This window comes from Rhodospirillales bacterium (assembly GCA_014323865.1).
GTDB lineage: Bacteria > Pseudomonadota > Alphaproteobacteria > SP197 > SP197 > SP197.
In genome coordinates, this window is sequence record JACONG010000016.1 from 171,956 (window position 1) to 185,089 (window position 13,134).

Annotated in this window: 14 protein-coding genes; 9 read left to right on the plus strand and 5 right to left on the minus strand. The window is 65.1% G+C overall.

The window, feature by feature from the left end; translation table 11 throughout:
* Nucleotides 1-450: a protoporphyrinogen oxidase HemJ gene (hemJ, locus tag GDA49_09705; protein MBC6440660.1), complete on the plus strand. Its 450-nt coding sequence runs from the start codon at nt 1-3 to the stop codon at nt 448-450.
* A gap of 249 nt (nt 451-699) precedes the next feature.
* Here the strand turns inward: hemJ and GDA49_09710 are convergent, their stop codons facing one another.
* Nucleotides 700-1,677, minus strand: coding sequence for an NADPH:quinone oxidoreductase family protein (locus tag GDA49_09710; GenBank protein ID MBC6440661.1), 978 nt, complete (start codon nt 1,675-1,677; stop codon nt 700-702).
* Between the two features lie 40 nt (nt 1,678-1,717).
* On the minus strand, nt 1,718-2,941 hold the full coding sequence (locus GDA49_09715; GenBank protein MBC6440662.1) for a multidrug effflux MFS transporter: 1,224 nt from the start codon (nt 2,939-2,941) through the stop codon (nt 1,718-1,720).
* A gap of 460 nt (nt 2,942-3,401) precedes the next feature.
* Here GDA49_09715 and GDA49_09720 point away from each other — a divergent pair, with 460 nt between their 5' ends.
* From GDA49_09720 to GDA49_09745, 6 genes are all read left to right on the plus strand, one after another.
* Nucleotides 3,402-5,822 (plus strand): GcvT family protein, encoded by a 2,421-nt coding sequence (locus tag GDA49_09720; protein MBC6440663.1) that lies wholly within the window; start codon nt 3,402-3,404, stop codon nt 5,820-5,822.
* A gap of 708 nt (nt 5,823-6,530) precedes the next feature.
* Nucleotides 6,531-7,232 (plus strand): DUF1538 domain-containing protein, encoded by a 702-nt coding sequence (locus GDA49_09725; GenBank protein ID MBC6440664.1) that lies wholly within the window; start codon nt 6,531-6,533, stop codon nt 7,230-7,232.
* A complete protein-coding gene (locus tag GDA49_09730; protein MBC6440665.1) occupies nt 7,232-8,032 on the plus strand; it encodes a DUF1538 domain-containing protein in 801 nt (266 codons plus the stop codon). The genes GDA49_09725 and GDA49_09730 overlap by 1 nt, the downstream gene beginning before the upstream one ends.
* Nucleotides 8,029-8,379, plus strand: coding sequence for a P-II family nitrogen regulator (locus GDA49_09735; protein ID MBC6440666.1), 351 nt, complete (start codon nt 8,029-8,031; stop codon nt 8,377-8,379). Before GDA49_09730 ends, GDA49_09735 begins: the two co-directional genes overlap by 4 nt.
* Complete coding sequence (locus tag GDA49_09740) at nt 8,376-8,777, plus strand: CBS domain-containing protein (GenBank protein ID MBC6440667.1); 402 nt, start codon at nt 8,376-8,378, stop codon at nt 8,775-8,777. The genes GDA49_09735 and GDA49_09740 overlap by 4 nt, the downstream gene beginning before the upstream one ends.
* 16 nt (nt 8,778-8,793) lie before the next feature.
* Nucleotides 8,794-9,162 (plus strand): trimethylamine methyltransferase family protein, encoded by a 369-nt coding sequence (locus tag GDA49_09745; protein MBC6440668.1) that lies wholly within the window; start codon nt 8,794-8,796, stop codon nt 9,160-9,162.
* Nucleotides 9,163-9,167: 5 nt separating this feature from the next.
* On the opposite strand, the gene GDA49_09750 is transcribed toward GDA49_09745, so the two are convergent.
* Both GDA49_09750 and GDA49_09755 read right to left on the minus strand, forming a co-directional pair.
* A complete protein-coding gene (locus GDA49_09750; GenBank protein MBC6440669.1) occupies nt 9,168-10,058 on the minus strand; it encodes a phytanoyl-CoA dioxygenase family protein in 891 nt (296 codons plus the stop codon).
* A 210-nt stretch (nt 10,059-10,268) separates the two neighbouring features.
* Nucleotides 10,269-10,454, minus strand: a complete 186-nt coding sequence (locus tag GDA49_09755; GenBank protein ID MBC6440670.1) for a hypothetical protein — start codon at nt 10,452-10,454, stop codon at nt 10,269-10,271.
* Nucleotides 10,455-10,692: 238 nt separating this feature from the next.
* On the opposite strand from GDA49_09755, the gene GDA49_09760 reads away from it, so the two are divergent.
* Nucleotides 10,693-11,478: a thermonuclease family protein gene (locus GDA49_09760; GenBank protein ID MBC6440671.1), complete on the plus strand. Its 786-nt coding sequence runs from the start codon at nt 10,693-10,695 to the stop codon at nt 11,476-11,478.
* Nucleotides 11,478-12,953, plus strand: a complete 1,476-nt coding sequence (locus tag GDA49_09765; protein ID MBC6440672.1) for a M48 family metalloprotease — start codon at nt 11,478-11,480, stop codon at nt 12,951-12,953. The genes GDA49_09760 and GDA49_09765 overlap by 1 nt, the downstream gene beginning before the upstream one ends.
* Here GDA49_09765 and GDA49_09770 read toward each other — a convergent pair.
* On the minus strand, nt 12,943-13,080 hold the full coding sequence (locus tag GDA49_09770; GenBank protein MBC6440673.1) for a hypothetical protein: 138 nt from the start codon (nt 13,078-13,080) through the stop codon (nt 12,943-12,945). The genes GDA49_09765 and GDA49_09770 overlap by 11 nt on opposite strands.
* Between the last annotated feature and the right edge of the window lie 54 nt (nt 13,081-13,134).

Genomic DNA, 13,134 nt, shown 5'->3' on the forward strand with positions numbered 1-13,134 from the left:
ATGGAAGGGTTTCTGGGTGCGGCCTATATCTGGGTGAAAGCGTTCCACATCATGGCGGTGGTCGCCTGGATGGCGGGTATGCTCTACCTGCCCCGGCTCTATGCCTATCACGTTGGCGCCGCGCCAGGCTCGAAACAGTCGGAGACCTTCAAGGTGATGGAACGCCGCCTGCTGCGCGGCATCATCAACCCGGCGATGATCGTGATGTTCGGCCTCGGCATCGCGCTGATGCTCAATTTCGGCGCTGATCTCTGGTCGGAAGGCTGGTGGTACGTGAAGCTCACCGCGCTCATCGCCATGGCCGCGCTTCACGGCGCGTTCTCCCGCTGGTGCCGCGCCTTCGCCGAGGACCGTGACACCCACAGCGCGCGCTTCTACAAGTGGTGGAACGAGGTGCCCGCCGTGCTGATGGTGATCATCGTTCTGATGGTGGTGGTGAAGCCATTCTGATGACAAGAGCGGATCGGAACAGTCGATCGGAACACTGGCGACCAACGCTGGCCTGTCCTGCGAATCAAGGCACGGATTTACGGTTGTCTGGTGGTGTTCACCGGACTGTTTGTTCCATGCCCAGCCGGTTCTTCGATGCTCCTCTTTTCGGGCCCGTTCATGCCTTTCGCTGCAGGCGCAAACCCGCTCGCAGGGCCGCACAACCCGGGCGACGGCGAACACCGCCCGCTCGATCAGGCTGCCGGCTGATCAGGGAGTCACGACGATCTTGCCGGTCGCACGCCGCTCCGCAAGATCCATGATGGCCTGCGGGGCGTCGTTGAGGGCATAGGTCTTCGAGACCAGCGGCTTGAGCTTGCCTTCCTTGATCCAGCCGAAAATCTTCCCGAAGGAATCGCGCAGCACCTCGCGCCCCCCCGGATGGCTGCGGTAGGAGCCCCAGTGCACGCCCATCAGGGCGATGTTCTTGACCAGCACGATGTTGGCCCTGGCTTCGGGGATGCGCCCCGCGGCGAACCCCACCACAAGCAGGCGTCCACCCCAGGCGATGCAGCGCATCGACTGGTCGAAGATGTCGCCGCCCACGGGATCGAAAATCACGTCGGCACCGCCGCCGGTCAGCGCCTTTACCTCGTGGCGGAACTCACCCCTGGTGTAGTCGATCAGATGATCGGCGCCGTGTTGGCGGGCGATTGCGAGCTTCTCCTCGCTGCTGGCCGTGGCGATGACCGTCGCACCCATGGCCTTGCCGACCTCGACCGCCGCGAGCCCGACACCGCCCGAGGCACCATGGACCAGCAGGCTCTCGCCGGGTTTCATGCGCGCACGATCGTCGAGCGAGATATGCGCGGTGCCATAGGCCACCGGCAAGGAACATGCGATGGCTCCGGGCACCGGGGCGGACCGCGGCACGACGTTCTCCGCCTTGCACGCCACCTTCTCCGCGTAGCCCCCTGTGCTCATCATGCCGATCACGGCGTCGCCGGCTGCGAACTCCTCGACGCCTTCACCCACGGCCGCAATCGTGCCGGCGACTTCCATGCCGGGCGTGAACGGCAGGTCCGGTTTCACCTGATATTTGCCCTGGATGATGAGGGTATCGGCGAAGTTGCTGGCGCAGCCCTCGACATCGATCACCACCTCGCCTGGTCCCGCCACGGGATCGGCCACCTCTTCGACAGTCAGGGTCTCGGGACCACCCCAGTCCCGACACAACAGGGCCTTCATCGTATGCAACTCCGTTTCGATCCGAAGGCGGGCACCCTACTCAGCGGCGCAGGCCGTGCAAATGGGAAAGCCACGCCAGGACGGCACCGGTCATCATCATCAGAACGACGGGAAGCGGCGAAGCGCTCAACATGTGACCCACCACGGTCATCAGGGCCGCCCCGATCGCCATCTGAAGCGCGCCCGAGAGCCCCGATGCGGTCCCGACGCGCGACGGATCCACGCTGACCGCCCCGGCGAACCCGTTGGGCATGCTGAAACCGTTGCCGATCGACATGACGCCCGAGAGCAGGAAGAAGCCGGTCAGCGTCAGCCCGCCGACCAGCGTCCAGGCGACGAGAATGACGGAGAATGTCATCGACAGGACGGTGCCAATGGTGATCATCCGGTCCAATCCCACGCGCTGGCCGATCCGGCCGGACGTGAAGTTGCCCGTCATGTAGCAGGCCGAAATGACGATGAACCACCAGCCGTAGTCCGATGGCGTACGGCCGTAGATATCGACAGCCACGACCGAAGCGCCGCCGAGGAAGCTGTAAAACGAGGCCGTGGTGAACGCGACCTGGAGCGCGTAGCCCCGAAAGCGCCGCATGCGTAGCAGGAAGACGAAGCCGCGCCACATGTCCTCACCGGACGCGCCCGCCCGTTGATCGGTCTGGGTCTCGTGGAGAAACGCGATAGAGGTCGTCGTGACCAGCACACCAAAGGCCAGCACGAACCAGAAGACCGACTGCCAGCCGTACCACTCGTAGAGGTAGCCGCCGATCAGCGGACCGATCATGGGTGCGACGATCATGCCTGCCGTGATGTAGGCGATCATCTGGGCCGCTTTCTCGCGGTCGTAAAGGTCACGCACGATGGCGCGCGACAGCACGATCCCGGCACAGCCGCCGAAGGCCTGCAGCGTGCGCCCGGCAATCAGCGCCCGGATGTCCCAGGCCAGCAGGCAGAACACCGATCCAAGCAGAAAAATCGCCAGCCCTGCCAGAAGCATGGGTCTGCGCCCGAACCGGTCCGACAGCGGCCCATAGAGAATCTGGCCGACCGTCATGCCCAGCAGATAGGTCGTGAGCGACAGCTGCACGATGCCGAATCCGGCACTGAAATCGTTCACCAGTCCCGGCATCGCCGGCACAAGAACCTGAAGCGCGAAGGGGCTGAGCGCCGTCACCAGGATCAGCGCCCAAAGCGGCGGGCGGCGCGAGGCGGGCATTCGCGTTGCGCCCGCTGTGTCTTCTGCGTGACAGTCGGGACGGAGAGCCATGTGACCTTATCAAGGGGCATCGAGAGCGCGGCACCATGACACAGGACCTGCCTGGCGGGGAAACCGCGGTGCCGGACGCGGTCGCGAAAGACTGGCGCGACCGGTTCCGTTGTGCGCCGGGCGACAGCAAGGACCTCTGCATCGAACTCCTCGTGCTCTTGCCTGCAAACTCTGGATGAGAAGCGAGCACATCGCGGTCAACCCCGCGATGCTTCGGATCAGATGCTTCGGATCAATCGGATAGCGCACGCCGACCGCCAGAGCGGCCCTCTCGAGATCGGGAGCAGGCCCTGCGTCGACACAACCGCGACGTTCATTGATACCGCCCGAGCGAATTCCCACCACCCGAAGCCGGCCGCGACAGCATCATGTCGCCTGCGGGCCAGAGCGCGGCGATTGCGGCTTGCCCCGTGCCAATCACGGACGCATCGTTCGGCTCCACCTTCGGATTGAGGCCTCCATGAAGTCCCATGCTCGTGTCGTCGTGATCGGCGGCGGCGTTCTCGGCTGTTCCATCGCCTATCACCTCACGAAAGCCGGCTGCGACGACGTCGTCCTGCTCGAGCGTGCTGAGCTGACGGCCGGCTCCACCTGGCATGCCGCAGCGAACATCCATGCCATGCACGGCAACGCAAGCCTGGCGCGGCTGCAAGACTACACGATCAGGATCTACGATCGGCTGGAGGAAGAGACCGGCCAGTCCGTCGGCCTGCACCGCTGCGGCGGCCTCTATCTCGCCACCAGCGAAGAGCGCTTCGACGAACTCAAGATCCAGCGTGCGCGCGCCCGCTACCTCAATCAGGAGTTCGAAATCATCGGACCCGACGAGATCGCGAAGCTCAATCCGCTGGTCAACATGGAGCGCGTGATCGGCGGCATGTGGGGCGACAGCGACGGCCATGTCGATCCGTCAGGCGTCACCCAGGCCTTCGCCAGGGGCGCGCGCATGGGCGGAGCGGTCATTGAGCGCGAGTGCCCGGTCACCGGCCTCGCCCAGCGTGCCGATGGCGGCTGGGACGTCACCACGCCCAAGGGCAACATGGTCGCCGAATTCGTCGTCAACGCCGCGGGCCTCTGGGCCCGCGAGGTCGGCGCGCTGGCAGGTTACTCCCTGCCGCTGGTCCCGATGGAGCACCAGTACATCGTCACCGAGTCCGTGCCGGAGATTCAGGGCCTCGAGAAAGAGATGCCGCTGACCCGCGACCAGGACGGTGAGTTCTACATGCGCCAGGAGCGCGATGGCCTGCTGCTCGGCTGCTACGAGCGTCACGGCGTGCACTGGGCGGTCGACGGCACACCGCTCGACTTCGGCATGCAACTTTTCCCCGACGACATCGGCCGCATGGAAAGGAACATGGAGGCCGCGATCGCTATCGTGCCGTGCTTCGGCAACGCCGGCATCAAGCGCGTGGTCAACGGCCCGATGATCTGGTCGCCCGATGCGGCCGCACTCGTGGGACCGATGCCCCATATGACGAACCACTTCGTCGCCTGCGGCATGATCCCCGGCTTCAGCCAGTCGGCCGGCGTCGGCTGGGCGCTCGCCGCATGGATTCTCGAGGGCGAGCCGCCCGTCGACATGATGCCGCTCGATGTCACCCGCTTCGGCGACTGGGCGACCAGGGGGTACACGCTGGCCCGCACAGCCGAAAACTACGGCAAGCGCTTCGCCATCGCTTATCCCGGCGAGGAACGCGAGGCCGGCCGCCCGCTCAAGACCCCGCCGATCTACGATCTCCTGAAGGCCGAGGGTGCTGTCTTCGGTGCAGGTTTCGGTTTCGAGCGCCCGCTTTGGTTCGCTTCCAACGGCGAGGAGCCGCGCGACATCCTCACCTTCCGCCGCCCCAACTGGTTCGACGCCGTGGGCCGGGAGTGCCGCGCGCTGCGCACCGGCGTCGGCATGATGGAGATCTCCGGCTTCGCCAAGTACGAGATCGAGGGCCCGGGTGCCGAGGCCTTCCTCGACCACGTGCTGGCCTGCAAGCTGCCGAAGAAGGACGGTCGCACGGTGCTGGCACCCATGCTCAACCGGAACGGCGGCATCATCGGCGACTTCACCGTCACCCGTCTGGGTGAGGGCCGCTACTACCTCGTCGGTGCCGGTGCCGCCGAAAGCTTCCACCTGCGCCACTTCGCCGATCACATGCCCGATGACGGCAGCGTGGATCTGCGCAGCGTCACGCTCTCCCGTGCCGGTCTCGCCATCTCCGGACCCAATGCACGAACCCTGCTCTCACGCCTGACCGACGAGGACGTGTCGAACGAGACCTTCAAGTTCCTCACCACCCGCGACATGGAGCTCGCCAGCGTGCCCTGCCGTGTGATGCGCATCGCCTTCACCGGCGACCTCGGCTACGAGCTCCACATGCCGAGCGAATACCAGCGCACGCTCTATCATGCGCTGTGCGCGGGGGGCGAAGACCTCGGCCTCACGCTCTGCGGTGCCCGTGCGCTCGACAGCCTGCGCCTCGAAAAGGGCTACGGCCGCTGGGGCACCGAGTTCACCGCCGACACCACGCCGCAGGAAGCCGGCATGGACCGCTTCGTCGCCATGGACAAGGGCGACTTCATCGGCCGTGAAGCCCTGATCCGCGCCGGCAACGAAGGCCCGCGCTACAGGATGGCGACGATGGTGATCGACGCCGACGGCGCCGACTGCTGGGGCAACGAGCCGGTCCTCCAGGACGGCAAGCTCGTCGGCGTGGTCTCATCCGGCGGCTATGGCCACCACGTCAATCGCTCCATCGCCATGGTCTACCTCGACCCCGATCTCGCCGACGATGCATCGGGGCTGACGGTGGAGATCCTTGGCGAGATGCGATCGGCAGCGATCGCATCGGAAGCGCCGTTCGATCCGGAGAATGCGCGGCTGCGGGGGTAAACGCGCAACAAATGAGCGATATGCGGAATCGATTTCATCGGGATGATATCCTGCGTCGGCGAGGAGGTTCGCGCAGGGCGGTGGCGTGAAGGTATCGATGATCGTTGCGATGGCCTCCCGGAGGTCATCGACGGTTCTGGCAGCGGCCTTTCGGAGCAGGACCTTGAGCCCAGAGAACGCCATCCCGAATGCCATCCCGACAGGGTTGACGTCCGGACTCCAGGGCGGCAGGTCAAGCAGCCCGCCCCCCGCCCCCCGGCCCCTTGGACCTGCGCCTCGCCGATCGGCATGACGCCTCGCCCGGAGACCTGCTGCCAACGAGACCTTCGGGTGTTCCGATGGGGCGGGCGGGTATCCCGATGGGACGGGCCGCAAGCCTCTTCACCGAGGCGCTCGACCAGACCGGGAACAAGAGCCGCGGGCCTGTCCGGCTTCGAACCCGCAGGCCGCCCTCCATCGCATCAACGAGCCGGCGTCGAAGGTCCAATCCGTACCAACGCCCCATATTTGCCACCCGACGCTCCTGCGGGTACAGAATCATGGCGTGGAACGAATGGGAATGCCCTTGTTCCATTCAGATCAAGAGGAAGACGCTCCAGACCCGGACCGTTTGATCCAGCGCATTGTGGCCCCGCCCTCGCACCCCAGGGTGGGGCGATTCGGGGGAGTCTTGCATTGCCAAAACCGCTGATTGCGATGCTGCGGCAGATGACCAGCGCGTTGCGCGATCTGGCGCCGATCATCCTTGTCATCGCCTTTTTCCAGATCGTCGTCCTGCAGAAGCCCTTTCCCGACATGGGCAAGGTGCTGGTCGGCCTGCTGTGCGTGGTGGCGGGTCTGACGCTCTTCATCCAGGGCCTCGAAACCGGTCTCTTCCCTCTGGGAGAAAGCATGGCCCGGGCCTTCGCCCGCAAGGGCAGCCTGATCGCCTTGCTGGGTTTCGCCTTCTGTCTGGGTTTCGGCACGACCGTCGCCGAGCCTGCCCTGATCGCGGTGGCTGCCGAAGCAGCCGAAGTCGCGGCGGCGGCCGGTGCCATACCGCTGACCGACGATGCGCAGGAGACCTACACCTTCAACCTCCGCATGGTGGTCGCGGTGTCGGTCGGTGCCGCCATCGTGCTCGGCGTGTTGCGCATCCTGAAGGGCTGGCCGATCCATCGCCTGATCATATCGGGTTATGTGCTGGTCACCGTCATGACGGTGTTCGCACCCGATGAGATCATCGGCGTCGCCTATGACTCCGGCGGGGTGACCACCAGCACGATCACGGTGCCGCTGGTGAGCGCACTCGGCGTCGGGCTGGCCACCTCGATCAAGGGGCGTAACCCCATGATCGACGGTTTCGGACTGATCGCCTTCGCCAGCCTGACACCGATGATCTTCGTCCTGATCTACGGCATGGCGGTCTGATGCTCGCGTTCCTTATCTTCTTCGCCGAGACCGCCGCCTCGACCGTTCTCGATGTCGCGCCGATTCTGGCGATCCTGGTCCTGTTCCAGCTCGCCGTGCTGCGGCGCAAGGTGCCGAACCTGCGCAAGATCGCCTTCGGCTTTCTCTATGTTCTGGTGGGGTTGACGCTGTTCCTGATCGGGCTCGAGGAGGCGCTCTTCCCGATCGGCGAGACCATGGCGCAGCAGCTCACCTCACCCGAGGTGATCGGTACGGAGGGGCACGCCGACAGTGTCGACTGGTCGGACTACCTGCTGGTCTATGCCTTCGCCGGTGCCATCGGCTTTGCCACCACCGTGACCGAGCCCTCGCTGATCGCCGTGGCGCTGAAGGCCGAGGATGTCTCCGGCGGCGCGGTCGGCGCCTGGGGGCTGCGCATCGCGGTGGCGCTGGGTGTGGCGGCGGGCGTGGCGCTCGGCTGCTTGCGCATCGTCACCGGCACGCCGCTGCCCTGGTACATCATCGCCGCTTATCTTGTGGTGATCGTGCAGACCTTTCGTTCGAGCCGGATGATCATTCCGCTGGCCTATGACTCCGGCGGTGTGACGACCTCAACCGTGACCGTGCCCATCGTCGCCGCGCTCGGCCTGGGGCTCGCTGCATCGGTGCCCGGCCGCAACCCGCTGATCGACGGCTTCGGCCTGATCGCCTTCGCCAGTGTCTTTCCCATCATGTCCGTCCTGGGCTACGCCATGGCCGCCTCCTGGATCAGCCGCAAACGGACACCATCAGACAGTCGATCCGAGGAGACCGGGCCATGAGACTGAAACTGATCGTCGTTCTCGTGAACGACGAGATCACCGACACCGTGATTGATGCGGCCCGTGCCGGCGGCGCGACCGGCGCAACGACCATCACGAGCGTCCGGGGTGAAGGTCTCAAGCCCGAGAAGACCTTCTTCGGCCTTGACCTCGCCGCCCAGAGGAATGTCGTGCTGTTTCTTGTTGTCGAACCGCGCGCCCGCGACATCCTTGAACGCATCCGGGATGCTGGCAAATTCGACGAGAATCCCGGGGCGGGCGTCGCGTTTCAGGTGCCGATCGACGATGCCGTGGGGTTGAGCACCCAGCTTCCCGCGATCATGGAAGAGCTGGAGTCCGAGCTATGAACGACAAGACCATCATTCGTGTCAGCGACGTGATGTCGACCGGCTTCCATGCGATCGACGGCCTGGCGACCGTGGCCGATGCCATCCGCATGATGAAGCAGCACAGCATCAGCTCGCTTGCTGTCAACAGGCGCAGCAAAGATGACGAACTCGGCATCCTCGCGGTGGCTGACATCGCGACAGACGTCACCGCCCGGAATCGGGCGCCTGAGCGGGTCAGTGTTTACGAGATCATGACCAAACCGGCGATGACCCTGCCGGCGGACATGCAGACGCGTTACGCGGCCCGGCTCCTGACGCGGTTCCACATCACCCGAGCCATCGTCGTCGACCGGGAGCGCAACCCGCTCGGCATGGTCACCCTGCGCGACCTCGTCCTCGGTCACGCGAAAGGGTAACGACGGAAACGTCAGTATCCTGCATCTGTGCGGTGGCGTACCGATCGCGCCGAGCGATCTCGACGCTGAGACCCGTCACCTCGATTGCATCCAGGTCATCCTGACGGAGTCCGACAAGGGCTGGCATGCGGCAGGGCTCGGCAGGCAGCGGGTGAGCGATGCCATCGACATGCTCTGCATCGCCCGCGGCAAGACCCGCGAGGAGATCCGGGCGGAGCCCGGCTTCTTCACGACCATCAACGTCAACGCGCTGCGCAAGATCGACGGGCCGATGCTGGAGGGCCTGATGGAGGCCGCACGTCACGGCCAGGCGCTCTCGCTGACGCCGTTCACGCTCTCGGGCGCGATGAGCCCGTTGACCATCCCCGACGACACGGGCCTATGAGACGATCAGTCGGCCTGCCCGGACGGCTGCTGACTGAGATTGTCGATACGGATGCCGGCGTGGCGATCCCAGTCGGGCGGCATCTTCCAGACGCGGTCCTCAGCGTGAATCGTCGGTGCGGACCGGCCACGTACGATAGTCCAGCGGTGACGCGAACGATAGGGAATCTCGGCGAAGCAGGCGGTGTCGGCTGACTGGTAGCCGGCAATCACGACGGGCCGGCCTCGGTCGCTGGTATTGGGCAGCGCACTGTGGACCGTGTTGCAGTTGCTGATCAGCACGGAACCGGCCGGCGCGGTGATCGCCACCGCCGTCTCCTCGGGGATGAGATGTCTGTCCTGGTCACCGATCAGACCAAGCCAGGCACCGTCCGGCCCATAGTGATCGAGCAAGGGTCCGCGGTAGCTGCCCGGGATCACGCGGGTCGGGCCCATCTCCATCGTCACGTCGTCCAGATAGGTCAGGGTCATCAGCGGCGTCAGGTTGGTTGCCGGTGCGAAGGCGCTGTCCTGATGCCAGTCGAAACCGCGCCCCCCGGGCCGCTTGAAGGCGACGTTCGATTCCCGGAACAGCACGTCCGGACCAACCAGGTCGGCCACCGCATCGACCAGGGGCGAGTCGGAGGCGTAGGACCAGATCATGTCGTGATGGTCGGCCGCACAGAGGATCTGGCGCAGATGGCGACCGTCGTCCGAGGTCTCGAACTCGAAGTCGGGCGGACAGTCGGCCGGCGTTTCGGCACGACGATAAAGCGCGTCAAGGACACCACGCAGGGCCTCAACCCGCTCGGCGTCAATATAGCCCTCGAGCAGCAGATAACCGTTCGCAAAGTAGAAGGCGCGTTGCTCCGCCGAGAGAACGTGCAACGGGAGCTGTTCGATATCGGCCTGACGCATGGAGGCTCTCCTTGATCTCCGGGACTCAGTCCTCGTTGCGCTCCGACGACTCCCGATCGCGATCATACCACCGCTCCACTGGAAACGCCGGAAGCCAGCCCTCACGCCGAACAGTCCAGAGCTCGTATGTCGGCTTGAACTGATCCGGCGCATTGAGCGCGCCTGGAGCGGATCCAGCTGAGTGTGTGAATCCGCTCGACCCCGGGATGCTCAAGGAATGGTCCAGTCGATTTCCTTGCGCAACGGCAGCACGCGGGGCGCGCGAAACGACAAGCTGTAACACGCGGTGGCATGAAGGATGTGGAAGCCGCTCCGCCGGTAGTCCGGCATGTCCCAATGCGCCTTGTTGTCGAACCCGGTCACGATATCGGGGTTGTCGATGCCTTGCCTGGCCATATCCGGATCTCCTCCCGCGTCGCGGCAGCTTGCCAGAGTCGGGCGCTGGCGTTAAGCGGGAGTCATGGCCGGATGGAACACGATCACACCTCCGGGGTCCTTGCCATCATCATCGAAGCAGGTGCCGTGATCGCGGCGGCCATCAAACAACACAATCCCCGCAACCCCGCATCAATCCCCACACGATTCCAGCGTCGACCGAAACACCCTCCAAGACGGGAACGGGCCAGGTTGTGTCATGGTGTGCAGGCTCTTTCTTCTGATCCTCGGGCTTGGCTTGGTGTCGTCTGTGCAGGCCCAGACCTTCCCCTCGGCAATCGACTCCGCTCCTGGCGGCCACGTTGTGGAGATTGTCGACGGTGACACCCTGGTTCTGTCCGACGGCGCGGAAGTCCGTCTGGTCGGGATCATGGTGCCGAAGCTCGCCCTGGGACGCGACTGGATGACCGACGAACCCCTGGCGCAGGATGCAAAGGACGCACTCGAAACGCTGGTCCTCGGCCGGGACGTCATCTTGGTGCCCGACCAGACGTCGATGGACCGGCACGGTCGCCTTCTCGCTCACGTCCTTGATCCGCAAGGCGTCTGGGTGCAGGCTGCACTCTTGGAAGCCGGCCTCGCGCGGGTCTACTCGTTCGCCGACAACCGCGTCCATGTCGCCGACATGTTGGAGCACGAAGCGAGCGCTCGCGGTGCCGCTCGTGGGCTGTGGTCCGATCCCTACTTCGCCGTGCGGGACGCCGGGCTGCCCAATGCGATTCCTGTCGACCGCTTCGAACTCGTCGAGGGCGTGGTCGCCGATGTCGCGGAGGTCGACCGGCGCATCTACATCAACTTCGGCGACGATTGGCGGACCGATATGACTGTCACGGTTTCGCCGCACAATCGCGGCAGTTTTCTTGATGCGCCGCTTGATGTCCTGTCGCTGGAGGGGGCACGCATCCGTGTTCGCGGCTGGACCAGCTGGTACAATGGTCCGATGATCGAGATCGACCATCCAGAGACAATCGAGGTGCTTGAGTGATGCTGTCGCGCCTGCGTTCCCTTCTCTTCGTTGCCGTGGCCGGCATCGCTGCGGTCGCCGTCGGTGCCTGCGCCAGGAACCCGGCCACGGGCCAGTCGGATCTTTCGCTTGTCTCGCCCGCCCGGGAACAGCAGATCGGCGACGAGGCCCACCCGCAGGTGGTCGCACAGTTCGGCGTCTACGAGGAGGTCCCGGAGCTCAACGCTTATGTCGCGACGATCGCCTCGCGGCTTCACAGCGTCTCGGAGATGTCGGGGCAGGCGTTCCGGTTCACGCTACTCGACAGTGACATGGTCAACGCCTTCGCCATTCCCGGCGGCTACGTCTATGTCACGCGCGGCCTGATGGCGCTCGCCAACAGCGAAGCCGAACTCGCCGGCGTGATCGGCCATGAGATCGGCCATATCACCGCCCGCCATGGCGCCCGGCGCATAACCCGACAGACCCTCGCCGGCCTCAGCATCCTCGGTTTCGGCATTGCGACCCGGGACCGCAACCTGATGGAAGCGGCCAGTGTGGGAGCGGCGGCCTGGCTGGCCGGATACGGTCGCAGCCAGGAGCTCGAATCCGATGAACTCGGCGTCCGCTACCTGACCCGTGCCGGCTATGACCCGCTGGCCATGGCGACCTTTCTGGAGCAACTGGGACGTGACTCGGCGCTCTCGCGCAAGATCGCCTTTCAGGAGAACCAGCCCGATCCCGCCGACAGCTGGTTCGCCACGCATCCGCGAACAGAGGATCGCGTCGTGGCGGCGGCCGAACTTGCGCGTGCCGACCTCCCCAATCCCTTCGAGGGGCGCAAGGAGTATCTGCAGCAGATCGACGGGATGATCTGGGGCGACAGCCCCGCCCAGGGCTTCCGACGCGGCCGCAACTTCTCTCACCCCGAGCTGCGCTTCTCGTTCGACGTGCCCGAAGGCTTCCGGATGCTCAATTCCCCCTCGGAGGTCATCGCCTTCAATGCGGACGGTGCCTCCCTGATCTTCGACGGCACCGCGAACCAGAGTGGCTCCATGGCGGCCTACGCGCAGTCCTGGGCGAACCGGGCCTTCGGCCGTTCGGTGTCGCTCAACGATCTCGAAGCCATCGACATCAACGGCATGGCCGCCGGAACCGGCTGGACCACCGTGCCCCGCCAGCAGGGTTCAGTCGACGTCCGCTTCCTCGCGATCCGCTACGACAGCAGCACGATCTACCGGTTTATCTTCGTGACGCCGTCAGCATCGGCGGCAATGCTCAATGAGGCGTTCCGCCGCACCACCTACAGTTTCCGCAAGCTGTCATCGTCGGAAGCGGCCGCCCTGCGCCCGCTGCGGATTCGAATTGATGAGGTGCGTGCCGGCGACACGATCGCCACCTTCGCGGCCCTCATGCAGTTCGACAATCTGCAGCGCGAACGATTCATGGTGCTGAACGCGATCACGTCCGAAGCCGATCTCCAGCCCGGCATGCTGGTCAAGGTGATCAGGGAGTAACGACGATACCGGCGGCGATCAGCCGGTCGATCTCGTCGTCCGTAAGACCGGTGCCGTCGTCGATGGTCGGCGAGCCGCCGCGGACCGGGTGATGGTGGTGATGGTCAGGAGTGCCGTTGGCCACCATCAGGCCCGATCAGGACATGGGGGTCAGGTCGAGAACCCGGATGTCCTCGAACGG

Excerpts from the sequence above, each read along its gene's own strand:
- GDA49_09765 (MBC6440672.1), top strand. The coding sequence starts at position 11,478 with ATGCTGTCGCGCCTGCGTTCCCTTCTCTTCGTTGCCGTGGCCGGCATC.
- GDA49_09750 (MBC6440669.1), bottom strand. The coding sequence starts at position 10,058 with ATGCGTCAGGCCGATATCGAACAGCTCCCGTTGCACGTTCTCTCGGCG.
- hemJ (MBC6440660.1), top strand. The coding sequence starts at position 1 with ATGGAAGGGTTTCTGGGTGCGGCCTATATCTGGGTGAAAGCGTTCCAC.
- GDA49_09760 (MBC6440671.1), top strand. The coding sequence starts at position 10,693 with ATGGTGTGCAGGCTCTTTCTTCTGATCCTCGGGCTTGGCTTGGTGTCG.
- GDA49_09720 (MBC6440663.1), top strand. The coding sequence starts at position 3,402 with ATGAAGTCCCATGCTCGTGTCGTCGTGATCGGCGGCGGCGTTCTCGGC.
- GDA49_09770 (MBC6440673.1), bottom strand. The coding sequence starts at position 13,080 with ATGGTGGCCAACGGCACTCCTGACCATCACCACCATCACCCGGTCCGC.
- GDA49_09735 (MBC6440666.1), top strand. The coding sequence starts at position 8,029 with ATGAGACTGAAACTGATCGTCGTTCTCGTGAACGACGAGATCACCGAC.
- GDA49_09755 (MBC6440670.1), bottom strand. The coding sequence starts at position 10,454 with ATGGCCAGGCAAGGCATCGACAACCCCGATATCGTGACCGGGTTCGAC.
- GDA49_09730 (MBC6440665.1), top strand. The coding sequence starts at position 7,232 with ATGCTCGCGTTCCTTATCTTCTTCGCCGAGACCGCCGCCTCGACCGTT.
- GDA49_09710 (MBC6440661.1), bottom strand. The coding sequence starts at position 1,677 with ATGAAGGCCCTGTTGTGTCGGGACTGGGGTGGTCCCGAGACCCTGACT.
- GDA49_09740 (MBC6440667.1), top strand. The coding sequence starts at position 8,376 with ATGAACGACAAGACCATCATTCGTGTCAGCGACGTGATGTCGACCGGC.
- GDA49_09715 (MBC6440662.1), bottom strand. The coding sequence starts at position 2,941 with ATGGCTCTCCGTCCCGACTGTCACGCAGAAGACACAGCGGGCGCAACG.
- GDA49_09725 (MBC6440664.1), top strand. The coding sequence starts at position 6,531 with ATGACCAGCGCGTTGCGCGATCTGGCGCCGATCATCCTTGTCATCGCC.